General features: G+C 44.2%; 16 protein-coding genes. 4 read left to right on the top strand and 12 right to left on the bottom strand.

Annotation, left to right across the window (positions count from 1 at the left end):
• Positions 1-49: 49 nt before the first annotated feature.
• Entirely contained in the window at positions 50-1,762 is a 1,713-nt protein-coding gene (locus ACZ5V1_RS02100; RefSeq protein ID WP_464390383.1) for a sensor histidine kinase, read from the bottom strand.
• A gap of 532 nt (positions 1,763-2,294) precedes the next feature.
• On the opposite strand from ACZ5V1_RS02100, the gene ACZ5V1_RS02095 reads away from it, so the two are divergent.
• The gene (locus ACZ5V1_RS02095) at positions 2,295-2,510 is read left to right on the top strand and encodes a hypothetical protein (RefSeq protein WP_373794822.1); all 216 of its coding nucleotides are present in this window, start codon (positions 2,295-2,297) and stop codon (positions 2,508-2,510) included.
• Positions 2,511-2,664: 154 nt separating this feature from the next.
• Here the strand turns inward: ACZ5V1_RS02095 and ACZ5V1_RS02090 are convergent, their stop codons facing one another.
• The 6 genes from ACZ5V1_RS02090 to ACZ5V1_RS02065 all read right to left on the bottom strand — a co-directional run bounded on the left by ACZ5V1_RS02090 (position 2,665) and on the right by ACZ5V1_RS02065 (position 9,353).
• The gene (locus ACZ5V1_RS02090; RefSeq protein ID WP_464390382.1) at positions 2,665-4,491 is read right to left on the bottom strand and encodes a CobW family GTP-binding protein; all 1,827 of its coding nucleotides are present in this window, start codon (positions 4,489-4,491) and stop codon (positions 2,665-2,667) included.
• A 106-nt stretch (positions 4,492-4,597) separates the two neighbouring features.
• Positions 4,598-5,764: an MBL fold metallo-hydrolase gene (locus tag ACZ5V1_RS02085; RefSeq protein WP_464390381.1), complete on the bottom strand. Its 1,167-nt coding sequence runs from the start codon at positions 5,762-5,764 to the stop codon at positions 4,598-4,600.
• A gap of 19 nt (positions 5,765-5,783) precedes the next feature.
• A complete protein-coding gene (locus tag ACZ5V1_RS02080; protein ID WP_464390380.1) occupies positions 5,784-7,196 on the bottom strand; it encodes a hypothetical protein in 1,413 nt (470 codons plus the stop codon).
• A 49-nt stretch (positions 7,197-7,245) separates the two neighbouring features.
• A complete protein-coding gene (locus ACZ5V1_RS02075; protein ID WP_464390379.1) occupies positions 7,246-7,494 on the bottom strand; it encodes a hypothetical protein in 249 nt (82 codons plus the stop codon).
• A complete protein-coding gene (locus ACZ5V1_RS02070) occupies positions 7,491-8,225 on the bottom strand; it encodes a FadR/GntR family transcriptional regulator (RefSeq protein ID WP_464390378.1) in 735 nt (244 codons plus the stop codon). Before ACZ5V1_RS02070 ends, ACZ5V1_RS02075 begins: the two co-directional genes overlap by 4 nt.
• Positions 8,226-8,462: 237 nt before the next feature.
• Positions 8,463-9,353 carry a hypothetical protein gene (locus tag ACZ5V1_RS02065; RefSeq protein ID WP_464390377.1) on the bottom strand — a complete coding sequence of 297 codons (891 nt, stop codon included), beginning with the start codon at positions 9,351-9,353 and terminating at the stop codon, positions 8,463-8,465.
• Between the two features lie 545 nt (positions 9,354-9,898).
• Here ACZ5V1_RS02065 and ACZ5V1_RS02060 point away from each other — a divergent pair.
• Together ACZ5V1_RS02060 and ACZ5V1_RS02055 are read left to right on the top strand one after the other, a co-directional pair.
• Positions 9,899-10,600: an ABC transporter ATP-binding protein gene (locus ACZ5V1_RS02060; protein ID WP_464390376.1), complete on the top strand. Its 702-nt coding sequence runs from the start codon at positions 9,899-9,901 to the stop codon at positions 10,598-10,600.
• Positions 10,597-11,391, top strand: coding sequence for an ABC transporter permease (locus ACZ5V1_RS02055; RefSeq protein WP_464390375.1), 795 nt, complete (start codon positions 10,597-10,599; stop codon positions 11,389-11,391). The genes ACZ5V1_RS02060 and ACZ5V1_RS02055 overlap by 4 nt, the downstream gene beginning before the upstream one ends.
• 108 nt (positions 11,392-11,499) lie before the next feature.
• Here the strand turns inward: ACZ5V1_RS02055 and ACZ5V1_RS02050 are convergent, their stop codons facing one another.
• The 3 genes from ACZ5V1_RS02050 to ACZ5V1_RS02040 all read right to left on the bottom strand — a co-directional run bounded on the left by ACZ5V1_RS02050 (position 11,500) and on the right by ACZ5V1_RS02040 (position 15,759).
• Positions 11,500-13,656, bottom strand: coding sequence for a methyl-accepting chemotaxis protein (locus ACZ5V1_RS02050; RefSeq protein ID WP_464390374.1), 2,157 nt, complete (start codon positions 13,654-13,656; stop codon positions 11,500-11,502).
• 415 nt (positions 13,657-14,071) lie between these two features.
• Positions 14,072-15,271 (bottom strand): FAD-dependent oxidoreductase, encoded by a 1,200-nt coding sequence (locus ACZ5V1_RS02045; protein WP_464390373.1) that lies wholly within the window; start codon positions 15,269-15,271, stop codon positions 14,072-14,074.
• Between the two features lie 167 nt (positions 15,272-15,438).
• Entirely contained in the window at positions 15,439-15,759 is a 321-nt protein-coding gene (locus ACZ5V1_RS02040) for a hypothetical protein (protein WP_464390372.1), read from the bottom strand.
• 243 nt (positions 15,760-16,002) lie between these two features.
• Between ACZ5V1_RS02040 and ACZ5V1_RS02035 the strand changes: the two genes are divergently transcribed.
• On the top strand, positions 16,003-17,001 hold the full coding sequence (locus ACZ5V1_RS02035) for a bile acid:sodium symporter (RefSeq protein WP_464390371.1): 999 nt from the start codon (positions 16,003-16,005) through the stop codon (positions 16,999-17,001).
• A 31-nt stretch (positions 17,002-17,032) separates the two neighbouring features.
• Here the strand turns inward: ACZ5V1_RS02035 and ACZ5V1_RS02030 are convergent, their stop codons facing one another.
• Entirely contained in the window at positions 17,033-17,413 is a 381-nt protein-coding gene (locus ACZ5V1_RS02030) for a rhodanese-like domain-containing protein (protein WP_464390370.1), read from the bottom strand.
• A gap of 46 nt (positions 17,414-17,459) precedes the next feature.
• Complete coding sequence (locus ACZ5V1_RS02025) at positions 17,460-18,194, bottom strand: SIMPL domain-containing protein (RefSeq protein ID WP_464390369.1); 735 nt, start codon at positions 18,192-18,194, stop codon at positions 17,460-17,462.
• Positions 18,195-18,705: the final 511 nt, after the last annotated feature.

Genomic DNA, 18,705 nt, shown 5'->3' with positions numbered 1-18,705 from the left:
CACCCGTGCGGCGAGGCGAATTCAACAACGACTCAAACAGTTTGTAATCCTAAGCCTTTGACTCAGCTGAGAACGGCAATGTTACGGTAAACACACTACCGGTTCCCACATGGCTGGTTACTGAAATATCACCGCCTAACTTTCGGATAATGCCGTATGAAATAGCCAATCCAAGTCCGTTTCCGGCGTTTCTCTTTGTGGTAAAAAACGGTTCAAATATTCGGCTCATGGTGTCTTCGCTCATGCCGCAACCATCATCGCCGATAATAATTTTGACCCCGTTCTCCACAGTTTTACTTTCAACATATATGACTCCGCCCTCATCTACTGCTTCCAGAGAGTTGCTTACAATATTAAGAAATACCTGCTGCAACTGCCCCTTATCGGACTCAATTTCTGACAACGATTCTTCCAACATCATATTTATGGAGATTGAACGTTTAGTGATTTCCTTTTCCAAGAATTCAAGAACTTCGCTCACAATCTCATTTACGTTCAACCATTCATTTTTTGCTTCAACCTTACGGGCAAACCCAAGAAGCCGGTGTGTAATAGCGCTACACCGCTCTACTGACGATGTAATTCCGTTTATCTGCCGTTCAAGCACACCCGTTACTTCTGTTGCAGGCGACCTCGCCAGAATATCCATCATCAATCCGGATTTCTCTTTTATGACAGCAAGCGGGTTATTGATTTCATGCGCAACACCAGCTGCCAAGCGACCAATTGAAGACAGTTTTTGTGTGTGCTCTATCTCTTTCAATATGTTTTCACGGCATTCATCCGCGAAAATTAGCTGGCGAATAAGTATATTTGTCAACCCGAAGGCAACTATGGTGATAAGAATTGCGCCGCCAATAAGGACACCGAGCAAATCAGTCCGCAACGAAAACCATGCTCCGGTTGCCTGAGCCGCAGGACGTACCGCCATTAACACAAACTCAGGTTGCATAAAGTTTACATAGGTAGCAGAAAAATCACCTTTATCAGTCGATAGAAGCGCATTTCCGCCTCGATACTCTGCGTGAGGCAATTGGAATGGAACAGGGCTTAGTACAGAGCCGAACAAACGAGATTCCGTTTGAAGCACTCTATTTCGGTTAAGCAAAAAAGCATCCACACCCGGAGCTAAGTTCATGAAGGAAATAAGCTTCGAAAATGGCTCCGTTGCGATGGTTGCCCGCAAAACCCACGGCTCGCCACCTGCGGTTACACTTTCAACCGCTATGGCAATATGAGGTAACTTTCGATAGCCCAAAAACACACTACTTATATATGTTCCACGCACTCTGGTTTCATTAAACCAATCATGTTCTGAGTAATCATTTCCCAACAATTTATATGGTCCGGCATAGGCAACTTGTTTTCCTTCAGAATTGATCAGTCCTAAATCAACAAGCCCTTCAAATTCTTGCTTTGCCGTATGAAATATCTTCCTGATGCTCTGTGTATCTGAAAGCTCTTCAAAGCTATGGGTTGCTGCAATAAAGCTCACAGCAGAAAGACGTTCGTTCAGATACAATTCAAAAGAATATTTCGTTTTATTTACAAGACTCAGCATGGAAAGACGCTGCTCTTTATCCAACGATGTCTTGTAGATATGAAAATTAATCAACGCCATAAGGCACAATGGAACAAGGGCTACCAACCCGAACAGGCCAATCATTTTAAACCGCAGCACATTGTACCGCCGCAATCCGGCTTCTTCTTTAGGTACAAAGTACTTCACAAAAAAATTTGATAAACGGCTTAATGCAATCATGTACGAATCCACACTATAGAAAGTCATTACAAGGCTTATGGTCATTCCACTTAATGAGATAAAGGCAAAACACATGCCATACTTTTAGTCTTTCAAAACAAGCGGTTACACTTTTACATCATTTCGATTACCCCAAAAAAACGTCAGGTCTTTTTACAATCGTAAAAAAAACTGACGCATACATCGGCATTACAACAACCACTACTCACGGCTTCTCAAGGGGCAGAAAACAAACAATCGCGTGGCTCATTCATCTATAAAGACTTCTGGCAGACTAAAGTCTGAAAATCCTTCAGTGCAACCCAAAAGATACGACCGCTTCGAGCTCGTTTTCAAAAAATACCAAGTCTATTTTATAGTTATAAAAAATATGATTTTGAAGCCCTCTCAACCCGCTAAGTTAGTACAGCGAATCTCCTTAAATACACGGTTTCCGACGATGCAAGTTCCAAACTTCTAATTGGACTTTTCACGCCAGAGTCGTATATTTTATAATACGTTTTTTTTATAACTTAAACTTCAGGAGTCAGCCATGCTCGTTGATTGTTTCAAAGATGCTGACAATTCGTTCAAGGTGTATTTTTGTTCTGCGAACAAAAAACATGAAGCCATTCCAGAGACGGCGCAACTTGTAAGTTCGCAGCCCATAGAAAAATGGCAATGTGCAGCCCTTTACAGAAGCTACAATATCTTTGAGGAAATCCAGAGCCAAGGGGTCTGTATTGTTGACCACGACGTTAAAGGTTAGCCCGAATTTCTATAAAAATGTCCCGCACGAGAACAACTCATGCGGGACATTTTGCGTTATGTAATAAACAAGAAACGAGTGCGAAAATCAGTGAATCAACACCACTTTGATTACGCGGATAGCTTTGCAATTCGATCAGCAATTCACACTGTCGCTAGACTACAAGCTGAATTTCGCTCTCTGAAATGTTTTGTCCAATTGCAATCAAAAAGTCGGACATTGCATCTGAAGGATGCGGGGTAATATCGTACCGCCCTGCTACGTACTGAACAACGCTCGGATTTTCATCACCAATGAAGGTCAGAGCACCTTTTACACGATATACTTTTTCAGGAAGAGCCTGAATCCATGTCTCAAAAGCTTCCCTCTCAATTTCCTTCGGAAGTTTAATTGAGATTGAAGACATATTGTCGTGCGTATGGTTCCGTAAATCTGTCAGCAACAATGGCATCCTTTTCTCTCTTACATTTCGAGAAACATCGGATTCCAATGCAGAAGGATGTACATCACCATGGACTGTTTCCAAAACAGAAGCCCGAGGGTTCATTCTACGAATCTCTTCATGTAGATCTACCAACTGCTCTTGTGTGACCAGATCAACTTTATTCAACAGAATAGTATCTGCCATAGCAGCCTGACTCCGTGCAACTTCAAAGCTTTTCAGGCACCGCATGCCTGCTTCAGCATCAAAAACCGTGGTTACGGAGTCAAAAACAATCAAATCTTCCAGCTCTGCAATCTCTGAAAGCAAGTTCGCCGGATTTGCAAGCCCTGTCGTTTCCACAACAATATAGTCTGGCTGAAATATCTGTGTAAGTTCTATCGCTGCGGCTTTTAACGACCCTACAAGCGAACAGCATACACAGCCCTCATCCACTTCTGTTACGGCATATTCCTGCCCGAGGATTTTGCCATCCAGCCCTTGCTTGCCTATCTCGTTCTGTACAACAGCTACAAACTGATTTCGTGCAATCTGGTACTCAATGAATTCTCGTAAAAAGCTTGTTTTTCCTGAACCCAAAAAGCCTGTCAGAATAATCAGGCGCGGCTTATCCACAATTCCGAGTACTTTTTTATCAAGACTCTTGTTTTGTGAATCCGGTAGCGACTGCCACCAACCTTCCTCAGCATATTCTTCTGGAATCTGCTCATTATGACACCAAAGATCATGCAACGGGGCACTCCATGACGGATCATGCAGGACAGCGTTTGCACTATCTGAAATGGTGCCGTACTCAAGTACCAATTGTCTCTCGTGCTCATCCGTGTCCGGAACTGCATAACATGCGCCCTTGGCAGTATAGTGAACCATACGCCCTTCGCGGCTACGCTGCATCATCCTCCCCGGTTGATGCTGCATACAGTACGAAGCTGAGGCCGCAAGTACGCGGAAAAAATCGTATGCCATATCCCAAGCGGGAATATTTTGGTCAAAATCTCCGGCAGCAATTACTTCTGCCAACTCTGTGCCCTCTCCGGCTACCACCCCATCGACAGCAACAGATGCCAAACGCGATGAAGACTCCAAACCCAACGTAAAGCCTGTCCCATCAGGTAACACCGCAACATGCACGGCACCTATCGTAAAGGCATCACACAAGGCTTCATGCTTCACATATTCGCGCAGCAGCGTTTTGTATTCTTTCAACTGCGTAATCAGTCCTGCCTGAACAGAAAATGATTCAACTATGTCCTCATCCGGCTGTGGAAAGTAGCTTACAGGAAAAACACCGACGGAAACTCCGTCCTGCTCCACAACAGTTGCTCGACGGATTCCGAATACACCGGAATACCCCGCGAGTTTCATCGTCCATGCATCAGAAGCGAAACAGCAATCTTTGACGCCGCGCCAGCCTAACTGAAAACGAATTCCCGGAATAAAATTAGAACGAACAATGATTGCCTTCAGCACTTCTGATGCCGCAACATCCGGTTCCTGCAAGGCAACCTGAGGACAGATTGAACTTGGAATCACGCGCATAAAAACTCCTGGGGACCGCCTGAAGCCCCTTTCGGGAGCGTAGTGCTTCAGGCGGTTCAAATGGACTTACTATCCCCTTTGTAGGGAGTGCAGGGGAGTTAGGGAGCTATCCAAATGTAATGGTATCACCATTACCAAGATAGGCTGTGTCTTTAGAACGGAATTGAGCGGTACCTTCTACGACAGGGTAGCCGGCGTTAATAAACTTCTTGGCACACAACACACCCGTACAATGGTTGCAGCCAATGCGCTCAAATCCATATTTCCCTAGGGAGATAACTAAGTCGTCATATTTTGGATCCCAGTCGTCAAATGGAGATATATGCAGACCGCCATAGATTCCATGGAAGTTGTCGTTCTCGTACGCAATTTCCTGATAGGCAGTTTCTGCGAACCGGATAATGCCCTGATGGCAACAGCCGGTAACACTTACAAGCCCTTTATCTGCAATGTTGAAGTACAATGACTGTTCACCGTACACTCGGCAGATAATCGGAACAGGGAATACGTAGGTAGCAAATCCCGGTGCGACTTCAAATAATCCGTTTTTAACGGTATGAACCTCACCTTTGTGTCCGCAGTCCTTAATGTACTGCAGCCCTTCTTCATAAAACCCTTCAGGTATATAAATGGTTATTTCCGGATCATATTTTAATGTAACCGGCAATCCCCAGTAATGGTCAAAGTGTTCGTGGGAAATGAACAACGCTTCAATTTCTTTATTCCGCAGCATGGTATCGATGCCTTCGCGCTTAAAGCACTCGTCCATCCATTTATATGACCAGCCGGAATCCAGTAGAAACTTACGCTTGTTACCATCCATTTCTTCCATTTCAACAAGGCAGGAGTACCCACCAGGGTTCTCTGGATGGATGCAATTTTCTAAAATTACGTCCCACGCCTCATCAAGACGATCAGGAAGGAACTCTTTAATCTTGGCCATACCTTCTTCGTATGAACCTTTGCCGAGTCCTTTTCCGTTACCAAACGGTGGCCAGTTGTAGTCGTACTGGTTTACAAGCAATCCGCCAGCTTTTTTGATATCACCAATCAATGTGGCGTTATCAAACCAGCTTGTTTCTGAAATGTTTGTAACGTGGATAGACCGGCATACGCCGATATCTTTTTGCTTACGCTCCACTTTAGGGAACATTTCTTTACGAGCATCAGAATATGAATACATACCCATGGCTGCGAATACGCCAACACCAACACCGGTTGCTGCGCCTTTTAAAAAGTCACGGCGTTTCACTTCTTTCTTTTCAGTAGTCATGACAGCTATCTCCCTTGTACTACTTTAGAATATCGACGGCTGCGTACAGACCCGGAAGCGCGTAGATGGTAAATGCATAGAATGCTACCCCTGCGAGCGCGCCCATACCCAATCCGGCACCGAGACTTGGAGACCAGCGTACATCATCAATGTCTGCCTGCTGCGCTGCATGGTCTGCTTCAATTTCTTCCACAGTTTTCGGAACCATTTTCCAACCCGGCCAGTTGTCCATAAACCAGTGGTTTACGAGCCAAATGTTAACGAGCCAGATCATAGGAATCATAGGGAACTGCTGCGGATGCGAAAACCCTTTCTGAGTTCCGAGGAACAAGTGGGAAACCTTGTAGTAGCCGATGTACAGTGCAATCGTGGCAACCAAAGTAATGATGGTTCGCACAAGCACGTTAACAGGCATACTGAATTTTTTTGGCCAGTTACCGCAGTAGAAATGAAGGAACAGAGCCGGAACAAGGAAGAAAATAGCCATCTCACCTACGTGCAACCAACGCCAGTCCGGTGCAAAAGCACGACGGGTACCGCGGATAGCCTCACCCCATGTCAGTTCCTGTGCAAAGTACAAGAAGAAGTGCATGGCAAGAGAGATAGCAAGAATGCCGAAGAATAACGCGAAGCGTCGTAACCACGGGTGACGGATAAGATTGAACGGGTAACGCTGCCAGATTGTTTCAACCAGCCAGACAACAACCGTACAACACATAATCCATGAAACATGAAAGTTACCGGAAACAGTATCAGCAAATTGTTCCCAATATGGCGGTGCAATAGATGTAAAAGACTGCCAAGGGTGGTAGAGAATACCCATGTGTGGGTGCATTGTTACAAAATACACAATGGTTGAAAGAAAGAAGGTGCAGATAAGCATACTGAACCCTTTTGCAGGCTGTGGGAGCTTACTCCACGGCTCTTCTTCCATTGCAACAACCCATGCAGGACTAAGCCATGATGCAATAGCTGCAAACATGAGAATAGCCAGACAGGAATATTCTACTGCAAAAAATTCCGTAATTCCGGGAAGCTTTACCAGCTGTTCCGGATTAAAATATGCGAGCCCGTAGTTACCGAGCAAGCCTTCAAAAAAGCCTTTGATGAGGATATACAGCACACCCACAGATACCGCACTGAGCACGATCCCTTTGGTAAGCGGGTGAGTAGATTCCAGCCATTTGCGTTTAAACGGCCAGAAGTTGAATAAGTATACCATCCAGATCATAACGATCAGCCACCAGCGTGTGTACATGTACCCCACATACGGAGTATACATGCGCATAACACCTCGTGGATCATGGAAGAACCACCATGTGGCGTAAAACACGATCAACGTGAAAAGTAGATTAAGCAGAGCTGGGGTTGGTCCAGACCACCGTTTTACAAGCTTTCGCTCTTCTAGATAATTAGTCCCGTACCGTTCCATTAGCGACCTCCTATTCCCTTGCGGAATGCATTTGTTCTATAACAAGACTCTATGAAGAATTTTTGCAGCTTTCCAAGGCAGCTTGGATAGCCCGACACACCTCGTCGCTATCAGCATCTGGCGATAGCCCCAGTCGTTCTGCTTCCATTGCAAGCAACTCGGCTGGAAACTCGCTGAAAAGCTCCGTACTGACTTCAGTAGAGTCTGTATGTTCATTCACAATATCAACCGGTGTCTCATCAACGGATGATGCAAATGTAAATGGTGCAGAGAGAAAGCCCCTTCTGGTCAGTTTCATGACCAATCCCCCTCATACTCCTGCATTGCAGCAAAAACCAAATCTGTTGCTTTCACATTGCAATGCCCTTCGGCTGCGTGTGAAAAAAACAAGATATACCTTTTCATTATCTCAGCAGCGTGACCCCTATCTCGCTCCCGCAGTGCATGAATCAACTTCACATGAGATGCGAACATCTTGTTCCGTTGTTCCTGCGTCAATCTGGTTATCGTTGTTCCAAACAAATCTGAATAAGCGAAAAGATGCTCAACAACCGCCACCAAATATTGGTTATTGGTACCTTGCGCTAAAATACGAAAAAAACTCAGCACATCGTCGTAGATCATGGATGTAGCACCGGACAGCAAGCTGCGAGACAACGCAATATTTGCCTGCTGCAATTTATCAATAAGCCGCACCCCGATATTATCTGCACTCTGTGCCGCAACAATGGGAAGAATCAAAAACGACCCCTCATTTCGTTCTGCCATTTGCCTTTCAGAGTCATGTCCGCTTGATTCCTGTACATCTTCAAATTCGAGTAAACATGTATGTAAAAAGGTACCGCTACCTTTTCGAATGGAAACAAGCCTGCATGCTTCAAGCTTATGCAAAACATTCCTCAGCGTATTTCGTGAGACTCCCAGAAGTGGCGCAAGCACCCTTTCCGGTGGCAGGCGGTCTCCGGGCTGAAGATTATGTTCGTGCACAATGGCTGATAGCTTTTTCAATAACTCCTGGTAACCTTTCACAGTCCCTCCAGCAAAGATTCTGCTGTATTGCTACAGGTTAGAGTAAGTAGGTAGTTACCTGCGCCAAAAATCAATAACAATAAAAAGTGTTTTTTTATTCTACTATTGACCCAATCTAATTAATTTGTAACCCAAAAACCTAATTGGGTGAGCCAATTATAATAAAAAACCACCCTAACTCTCGTTAGGGTGGTTTAATTGTGGGTCATTTATCATAAACCCGATATCTTTAGTCGACTATATTTTAGCGTGATCCTGTCTGCGCCAAGGACGTGCAACCTTCATGAAAGGCTCTAAAATATCATCATACGAATCAATCAATTTATCTTTAAACGCGGCAGTCTTTTTAGAACAGATAATTACCACGCTACGCAGCACTCCCCGTACATAATACGGTTTGGCATAGTAGGAACGAATCCCACGCGGAACAAACAACGCCCAGTCAATTGGCTTAATGCTGTCCAGCGTATCGTCCACAATAAGGTAATTAAGATTGTACCGTTCAATATCTTGAGCAATTGTACCCTTGTACGGGTAAACTTCTCCCTGAACAGCACCTTCAAAAACTTTACCACTATAGTATACACTTACTTTGTTCTTTCGGGTCTGCACATCTGAAAACAGCAAACCATCCGTATGCTCCTGCTGATGCAACCGTTCGTACATAGCCGTCAACGCATCCGATATATTGATTTCATACTGGCTTCCGGTTGGTGCCACCACTGCCGCGGGCTTATCTTCCTTCAAAACTACTTGTGAACCTTCGACAAGCTCTTCTTCAGCTATCCTTGTTACCACTGCGGCTGTGTCTGTAACATCACTTAATGTACCGTGATAATAATTCGGGTCGCAAGAACTACGTGTACCAATGAGCTTAAGCCACATGAGCACACCAGACTTGTTGATAATACGAAAAACGGTAGAAGCACTTTTGCGCTCTTTCATTTTATCAAAAAAAGCATCTACACGCCCTTTTTCACCAGGCAACAACAGCTCATCCCTAAAGGATATATTCTTCATAAAAAGTGAAGTATTCTCACCTAACCCTTCGATGACGAATTCATTCAAAATCTCAATTCGGGAACGGGGAATCTCAACTCTCCATAGCAGTGCTTGAAAATCGTTCACAAAACATAACAAGTCCTGATCTGATATATTTGCTATGGTTCTGATACACCCATTTTTTTCCTGATACATGCTCAATCCGTCTTTAATAAATGCGAGTTGGTGAAATAATATGTGCAAGAGATAAAGATATGAAGCTCTCTATGCAAATTGCAAGCTCTAAAAAAATAAGTTCTTACTTTTTTCTTTAATCTAAATAACATTCTGTTTTTAAAAAGAAAAAAGCAAATATAAATTTCATTTTAACGCTATTGACATAGCAACACATGATATAACAACAGTATGTATATACAAATTTTTTGCACATCGCACACCGTCAATCTGGTACTTTTCTACTAGACAACTTCCTTGCGAAGAAAATCTTATGAATAGCCCGTCGGTAACAAGCTTCTGAAGAAAGTCACACTTTCCTCACAAGCTTGACATGATGGAGCATATATGTCGGATTAAGTATGTCACCCTTTTTGCCTTAGTTGTCCATACCAAGTCTTTCAAACAAAACTTGATCATTTTTTAGGTACAACCAACAAGACCCCAACGAGATAATTATGCACTCTCCATTACCAGAATCACAAACCGGCACGCACAAGAATATGCCGGTATTAACATTTAAGAATGTCAGCTTCTCATGGCCCGGCGGAGCCGGACTACACAACATGTCATTCAGTATTCCGCAAGGCCAGTTTGTTCTCATCTCCGGCGCATCCGGTTCCGGAAAATCAACACTTCTACGTCTTGTCGTACGCCTTGAAGAAGCCTCCAGTGGGGAAATACTCTTACGCGGCACTCCAATTACGTCATTCTACCCACCCACCTTACGTACCCGTATAGGATTCGTGCAACAGCAGCCGACACTTGTTCCAGGCTCTGTTCGCCAAAACCTACTATTTCCATTTGCACTACACAGCAGAAAGAACTGTATGCAGCCAGAAGAAGAAATACTTCTTCAATGGCTTAAAAAATTAGCACTGGATAATGTTTCACTGGACGCACCCGCTGAAACCCTGTCGGTCGGACAACAACAACGACTCTGCTTCATCCGTGCAGTGCTTACCAATCCTGATGTTATCTGCTTTGACGAACCCACAAGCTCTCTTGACCGTGAAAGCAGAGAACGTGTTGAACATGCAGCTGAAGAACTGGTACAGCAAGGAACATCAATCATGATGGTAAACCACACCAGTTACCATCCAACCTGTCCGCATATGCATATTTCCGTTGCAGACGGCACTGTGAGTATACTCCCATGACATCATTCATCTCCATATCATGGATGCAGCTTGTCATAGCTCTCGGGCTTGTAGGCATCTCCGCAGCAGCATCACTGTATTATCAATTAAAGCTTGAGCGCGACTTGTTTGTAGGCGTAATCCGCACTTTTGCCCAGTTGCTGGCAATGGGGTATTTGCTGAACATCCTTTTCGGTCTCGACAACGCATTCCTTGTACTGACTGTCTACATCATTATGACATTCTTCTCCGTGCACATTGTCTACGGGCGAGTGAAAGAAAAGCAAGTGGCCTACTTTGCTCCCACAACTCTTGCCGTAATGATCAGCTACACGCTCATCACAATTCTTGTTACGAAGATTATTATCGGTGCAGATCCTTGGTGGAGTCCGCAATATTTTATTCCTATTGGTGGGATGGTGGCCGGCAACTCCATGAATGCCCTTTCACTTACCCTGGAAAGGTTCTTTTCAGAGCTAAGGACAAAGCGCGATCAGGTTGAAATGTACCTATGTCATGGTGCAGATTACAAAGAAGCCACAGAAGGGATTTTTCGCACATCACTTCGCGCAGGTATGATTCCGGCAATTAACTCTATGATGAGTGTCGGGCTGGTCTCCATTCCCGGCATGATGACCGGTCAGATCCTCGCAGGCGTTGATCCACAGGAAGCTGTCCGCTACCAGATCGTCGTCATGCTTATGATTGTCGGATCAACGGCGCTTGCGTCAATTCTTGTACTACTGCTGGTTCGCAAACGCTGCTTCACTTCAGCAATGACACTTGTACTTACGAAGCACATCCCGTCATAATCATTCGCTGCGTGTTACCGCAGTGTAACACCCGCAGTATTGATCCACAGACAAAAAAAAGAGCCTGACACTAATGTGTCAGGCTCTTTCAATAGCAATGTTTATCGTCTAAATGCGTTTCAACCCTTCGATAACCTGTGAAAGCTCACCGGAAAGACGCGCAAGTTCTGACATCGCCAATGCTGACTGACTCATAGACTCAGCAGTTTCACCAGCGATCCTGTTCACCTCTTCTGTGTTCTGACTAATCTGTTCAGAAGCAGCAGACTGCTCTTCAGCAGCGGTAGCAATAGTACGTACCTGATCAGAAGTATCTTCTACGATACGGACAATAGCGCCAAGAGCTTCACCGGCTTGTTCAGCCAGTTCTGTACTTGAACCAACGGTTTTTACTGCATCCTGCATACCTACGATATTTTCGCGGGTTCCCTGCTGGATTGCAGATACAGCGCGCTCAACCTCAGAGGTTGCCTGCATGGTTTTTTCGGCAAGTTTACGAACTTCATCCGCTACTACAGCAAAGCCTCTACCCGCTTCACCTGCACGTGCTGCTTCAATGGCAGCATTGAGGGCAAGCAAGTTCGTCTGATCTGCAATATCAGAAATAACGCTCATAATGTTGCCGATACCTTCAGCCTGTACACCCAAGTCACCTAAACCGGATTCCAGTTTACGTGCTTCTTCGTTCACACGCTGAATAGACTTAACCACGCCTTCAACGATTTCGCCACCGGACTCTGCATTTACACGGGCTTCATCAGCACTCTCTGCTGCCTGACCTGCGTTCTGTGCAACTTCAAGAACGGTCACGTTCATCTGTTCCATTGCGGTAGCAGCTTCTGCTGTACGTTCACGCTGAACATCGGCTCCGCGGCTTGCTTCATCAACCTGAGCGGCAAGTTCATCAGAGGCAGAAGAAATCTGCATAACAATACCTTCAAGTTGTGATGCCGCCTGAAGCATTCCTTCACGCTTAGCAACTTCAGCCTGAGCACGGGCTTCTTCAGCCTGCCCCAATGCAACCTCAGCCTCGCGACTTTTGGTTTCTGCTTCCTGTGTTTTGTCGTCAGCCATGCGCATGTTCTGCACCAGCTTGAGTACCATGTCTTTCATGGCAAGATGCAATGTCAGGAACTCACTAGAGAAACGATCATCCTCCGGCAATGCATCGTAATCACCAGCTGAAACATCCTGTGTAGCTTTAATCAATAATGCAAACGGCTTGGTGAGATAAGTGACAATACCAAAAATCACCAAAGAAATAAGCAAGATTGCTATAACTGAGAATATCAGACTGAAACGAAGAAACTCGTTTGCGTCCTTGAGAATAGTCTCTGTAGGGATAATAACGAGAATATTCCAAGGGCTGTCTGTTCCTGTAATAGTGATCGGCTGGAAAACGTACATGTTCTCTTTGCCGTCCAAAGGAGATACTGCTGTAAACTGGAGAAACTCTCCGTTTCTTACTGCATTACTTACCTTGTTTCTATCTTCAGGAGAAAATGCTTCTGTAATGTTCTTGCCTACAAGATCCGGATTTGGATGTGCTACAAGGTAGCCGCTTGTAGACATAATTGCAGCACGCCCTGTGCCCATCGGCTTAATTCGCTGAATCATCTCGTCAAATGAAGACAAGGTAAAATCGACACCGACAATACCGAAGAATTTTCCTGCTTCAAACAACGGAACACAGATGGTAGCCATGTATTTTTTCGCAACAGGTGCAAAATACGGCTCTGTCAGTACGATAGAACGTTTGTCTCTAGGTTCCATGTACCAGCTTCTGTTTGTTTCAGGACTGTGCTGTGTTAAATCTTCAGCCTTGAATGTTCCGTTAGCTTTCCAGAAATATGGACCATATCGTCCGTCTGCCCCCCACCACTCACGTGTGCCAGCATACTCAGCGTCACGACCATCAAGACCGTTCGGCTCAAATACTGCCTGAATACCGTAAAAAGATTTACCTTTACGAATAGACTCTTTCATCATGGTATCGATTACGTCTCGATCCATTGTCTCAGGATGAGTGCGCATTGACCGGATAACTTCAATCAATGTTTGTGAGACGTTAAGCGCTTCTTCGATCTCCAGTTTTACCTCGTTACCGTATTTCCCCCCCACAAGCTTAGCTTGTGCCTTTGCCTGTGCAACAGACATGTCACGTGCTTCTCCGGAAAGCTGGAATGAATACACGCCAAAAACAACACACATTGCAATACACAGACAAAGAATAATCTTATTCCTAAACTTCATGCGATCGAACATAGTATACCCTTCTAACAAATACGAACATCACTGCCCCCAGTGCCTGTTCATTTGTGTTAACCGTGGATAAGCAAAGGGAATAACCACCCCATGTTTCTGCCATTGTGCCGGTCGCAATAATCCAGACTTGGTGCTATAAAAAGCATCAACTGCCCTCTTACGCCTTTAATATTGTCAACAAAACAGTCAGCATACGTCTATACTGACTGTTATCCAAATGAGCTTTGAAAAACTAAGTGTTTATTCATATATTACCACCATGGTAATATGGCTCTATATTCAGCACATACGTCAGCAAAATCTGCCGACATCTTCCTATCGGCTAACAAATAGATAACATTACGAGAAAAACCCCACTGTATCGTTGCAACAATCCAATATATAGAGTTAACCTCTTAATTACTATGAGGTTAACTCAACGCATTATTTTACCAATACCTTTCAACAACCCTTGAAGTGAATACATCTTTACTAAGTAGTTACGTACTACAGAGGTAGATAAAGAGTTCTGAAACATCAGTTTTGCAAGGAAACGAGAGTTCTTCTGTGCCAATTCAACCCGTTCTTTTTGGCGTATTACATACTTTTTCAATGCTAAAGCAAGATACTCTACATCAGTACGAGACAATTCATCTGCAAGAACAGACGCTGAGTTCATAGCCATAGACGCGCCTATACCCGCCGTAGGTAAAAACGCAGTCGAGGCATCTCCCAACAGAACAACACGCTTAGAAAACCACTGTGTTGCACGACAATCTTCCATATCCCAAAAATATGCGTCATCAAGCCCTTCTAAAGACTGCAAGGCAGAATGCAGGATACCGGTAGGTAATTTTGTGCGCAGCAACTCTACAAATTCTACAGCAGTAGTTGTAGAGAGATCTTTCTTGTTTCCCCCCAAGAACACGGCAAGCTTGTTCTGAACAGGATAGAGTCCGATAAACCAACCATCAGCCCACAGTTCTCTATAAGTCGCTTCATCAAAACCTTCCAAAGAACGCCACACGCCCCAGCCACCCCAGCCTGTCGCCTTGTAGGCAAACTCATTTTGAGAAAAGATCATTCCTCGAACATCTGAATGCATTCCGTCTGCCCCAACAACAAGATCAAACTCATGCGCTGAACCGTCAGAAAAAGTCACTACGGCACCATGGGGGTTGTTCTGTATATGCTGAATCGTTGTATTGTAGAATACGTTTTCGTGCGGAACGCTGCTCCGTAACAAAGCAAGCAATAAGCCCCTGTCCACTCCGCGGATGTCCCCGTATCTATCTGTAAATTCGGCCAGCGGAAATTCTTTCAACACATCACCGGTTGACTCGTGCAGAATATACCGCTCCATTCTTCGGCTTATCTGCCGGTACCTGCGGTACATACCAAGCCCATGCAAAACTCGCGCGCCTAAAGGATACAAACCGAGAGCATACCCACCTGCATCATCTTTACTTCCACGCTCAACAACTACAGGAGTTTCGCCGTGCTGATGCAGCAACGCTGCCAACGTACTACCTGCTATGCCGTAACCGACAATGAGAATGCGTAATCGAGCCTGAGCCAGCACAGAGTTCACACCACCACCAACAGTCAAACGACACTCTTTACTTTGCGTACTCATAACACTCCCCCTTATGTAAAAGGACTTGCCTTATAATACGAAAATAACGGCAGGACGACCTGTATATTGTGTCCCCCAAGCTACAAACCCGTTAACTTTACCCCCCGTTGTCCACAAAAAAAGCCTCCCTATTTAGGAAGGCTCTTTATAACAATGTAAATTTATGGCTACAGTCGGTCACACGCTTCAGCATTTTTTTTATCATCTTCCAATGCCTGTTCCCATGCGACTCTACTGATGGCTCTAATTTCAGTATCCCCATATTCCTGAACCCATGTATCTGCCGAAGTTGTACCGTCTGTAATAAAGTAAATACGTTCAGGTGCCTCTGTATTTGTTACAAGCACATCAGCATTAGGAAACGTTTCTTCAAGAGCAGTGCGCACCACTTTACAGTATTTTTCCCGTTCTTTTATAGAAGGATTCTGGACATCAGTACGCAACACATTATATTCAATTCCTTTAATTCGTGCATAGTCGTCGTGCATTTTTTGCCCCTTTTTGGTGACAATTTTACCACACCCTTCGCACAGAAACAGCAGAACTCCGCCCGTTGATTACGATTAATCATCCCTCATAGTAAAACAAACTATGTAGCTAAGAAATAATAAGCACAGTCAACGACACATCTACCGGACATAACTGAATAATAACTCACTTCCAATTGTCCATTTTTCTCACTGATAATAACGGGGTACGGCAAGACAATACGACATAGGAGAGCACGCATAATGCTTGCAACAGAATTCCATAGAATATTGCAGCTAGGAAACAAAAATTTACTCCTCTTCAGCATGTTCATCGCAATTGCTCTAGGCGTACGCCTTCCTCTTTCTCAAGAGATGCTCCAATCCTTTAATTTTACAACACCCCTGGTTGCTTTCATCTTTATTGCACAAGGGTTGAATATGGATTTCACCCATGCCAGCAAGATTAAAAAATACATAAAAATTCTTGTGGCAGGAACCATCATTGCCGTTGTTGCGTATCCAGCATTAGCGTTTGCCTTTACGCGCATATTTTCTCTTACAAACGACTTTGCTCTTGGGTTCATTCTTATCTGCTGCTTTCCGAACTCACTCGAAGCAGCTATGGCAATGACCATGAGTGCCAGCGGTAACCGTATTACCGCGGTTGTACTTTTGGTGGGGCTATGCCTTGTGGGTATCATCAGTATTCCACTCAACATATATATGTGGATCGGAGACACTGAACAGATCAGTGCCTATCTCGTGCTCGTTAAAGTAATCGGCTACGTTTTTGTACCGATTTTCTTCGGGCAACTTCTGCGCAGATTCTTTCCGAAGCTTCCAGATCAAACCCAAATGCTCTCCCACTATATTCCGATCCTTTGCCTGTCTGCACTTGTCTATATTTCCTGTTCACGCGAAGCTACGATCATCCACGAACTCAGGTTAGGGGATATTGCACACACCTTTTTCCCGAGCGCATCTCTACACCTGTTCGTACTCATCAGTGCCCTTCTTGTTGGCAAGTACGTTTTGCACCTCAGCAAATCCGACAACCGTTCTTTCATCTTCATAACCTCAGAAAAACCCATGTCACTCTCTGTAGCGTTATGGAGCGTGACATATGCAGGGACGCATCCAACCTCGATATTTCCGATCCTAGTTTTTTACATTACTCAGATGATTATCGATAGCTTCATCATTTCACGCCTCAAATTACGTGATTACACAGAAATCGAGCAACAAAAAAGCGCGGCCTGATTTGACCGCGCTCGTGGTATCGTGTCTATTTTTAGATCGAGAATCCGGCTCGCTTCCAAGCCCGAATTCCGCCATCAAGATGTATGAGCGAAAGCCCCGCATCTTTCATAATCTTTTTTGCATGTTGGCTGCGATTACCGGAACGGCAATACACTACATACGTTACATTTTTGGGCAGACTGAACACAGAACGCTTAAAGCTGGATGCTGAAATAGGGAAAAATTCCGCACCCGCAATATGCCCTTCAGAATATTCCTGAATGCTCCGTACATCGAGAATAAGAAACTTCTCTGTTGTCGTACTAATGTAGTCATGCACCTCAGTCGCAGAAGCATCAATAACCTTTTGTGCCTGCGCAGTTACTGCAAGCAGCAAAAGCCCCAATACCAAAACAATCTGTAGTCTCTTCATATGTTGCGGCTACCCTGCAAGGTTCTCTAACGGTTGTCTTTGAAAGCTATTTTACTGAAAAGACAAGCTCAACACGTACACTGCATGTAGATGCCTGCGGCTCGTACATGTTTTCATCTGCTGCCATAGCAGATTTAGCCAAGTACATACGCGGTGCAGCATCTGAATTGATAACTGCAGTGTTGATTCCACCAAGCTTGCTGTCCATCAGCATTGCCATAACTTCAGCACGTTCTTTACCACGCTCAACAGCTTGTTTTAAAGCTTCTTTCTCACAGGAACGACGGGAGGTTTCATCAATCAGGGTATAGAGCTGTGAAACTTCTTCCACACCACTTTTCAAAACAGCCTGAGTTACATCCTGAGCTTTTTTAAGATCAAGTACTGTAATTGAATAGCTGGTTCGAACCTGATAGCCAATAATCGTGTTCTGAGAATCTATCCGTTTGTAGTGAGGGGAAAAGGACGCATTTGCATCAAAATCTTTGGTGAAAGACTTTGCAAACTCCAAATTCTTTTTAATGGTGCTTGTTAATGCTTTTGCCTGCGCAGCAAGTTTGTCTTTTGCTTCCTGTGCAGTCAGAGCTTTACCCTTACCCTGTTTAAGAAGCACAACTGTCACCTGAGAAAAAGAAAGAGTACCGGATGTCGGCATAACTTTAGATTTGCCAGTTTCATTCAAAATAATCTGTTTTGGAGGCTCCTGAGCTGCCGAAGAGGTCTGGGTGAACACCGGTGCCAGCAATAATGCAAAAACAATAAAAGCTGAAATATATCGCATACGTTTTCTCCTGATTATTTCTAAGATTTTTTATCCGCCGCACAAAGCAGTCTTTGCACTGCGTTACTATATACGCATTCTTCTCAAAAGTTCATATTTTTTCAATGTGTTTTTTACCTACACAAAATGTTCTAGCTGTAAAAAAGAGTAAAGCTACCATTAAGAGGTTCCTGACACTAACTTTTGACATCACAGCAACATCTACTGGAACAGTGTTCATAAAACTTACAATTCGGGAGCAATTTTCCATCCGATTTGTGTAATTTTTTCAACATTTTCTACATTGTATTCTCATACCAATAGAAATCTGTAACACGCATTAATAAATAAACTTTTTTACATTTTTTTGACAGAATTTTGACATGTTTCCAACCGCTAACTTGAAAAACTTTTTCCGATTCTATTGTCTTAACCGGTTACATACTCTATTAGAGGCGAAGAATAGGTCGTTCGAGTTTTTTTCGTTTAACGATGTATCGCACACTGTTCTGGTAGTGCGAATTGCTTAGCT

The sequence above is a fragment of the Halodesulfovibrio oceani subsp. galateae genome, from assembly GCF_055397225.1.
Note: the sequence above shows the minus strand (reverse complement) of the source record. Positions and strands in the feature narration are given on the sequence as shown.